This is a genomic window from Mesorhizobium sp. M2A.F.Ca.ET.037.01.1.1 (genome assembly GCF_003998075.1).
Taxonomy (GTDB): domain Bacteria; phylum Pseudomonadota; class Alphaproteobacteria; order Rhizobiales; family Rhizobiaceae; genus Mesorhizobium.
This window is the reverse complement of the sequence record NZ_RZSA01001740.1, coordinates 1-533: the sequence shown is the minus strand read 5'-3', so window position 1 is coordinate 533 and position 533 is coordinate 1. Positions and strand designations below refer to the sequence as shown.

General features: G+C 65.1%; 1 protein-coding gene. It reads left to right on the top strand.

Features of this window, described 5'->3' with window-relative positions:
* On the top strand, positions 1 to 431 hold a 431-nt coding region (locus EOA27_RS39540), incomplete at its 5' end, for a MaoC family dehydratase (protein ID WP_145970948.1).
* Positions 432 to 533: the final 102 nt, after the last annotated feature.

Below are 533 nucleotides of genomic sequence, written 5' to 3'. Positions count from 1 at the left end.
CGCTCGGCTCGCACAAGTTCGAGGCCGACGAGATCAAGGCGTTCGCCAGGAAATACGATCCGCAGGTCTTCCATGTCGATGAGGAGGCGGCGAAGAAGAGCGTGCTCGGCGGGCTCTGCGCCTCGGGCTGGCACACCGCCGCCACCTGGATGAAATACAATCTCGAAAAGCGCATGGAGACCGAGGGCGTGCGCTGGACCGGCCCCGGCCCGCAGCCCGAATTCGGTCCCTCGCCCGGCTTCCGTAATCTGAAATGGCTGAAGCCGGTCTATGCGGGCGAGACCGTGACCTTCACGCGCACCGCGCTGGCGCACCGCCCGCTCGCCCGACGCCCCGGCTGGAACCTGCTCACGTTGCGCTCGGAAGGGTTCGATTCGACCGGCGACAAGGTCATCGAATTCGACAGCGCCGTGCTGGTGAAGGTGGAGTAGCGCCTCTTCCTTCTCCCCTTGTGGGATAAGGTGGATCGGCGCGTAGCGCCGAGACGGATGAGGGGTGTTCCAGCGGAGTGAGACGTTGGCTTTCCCTGGAGC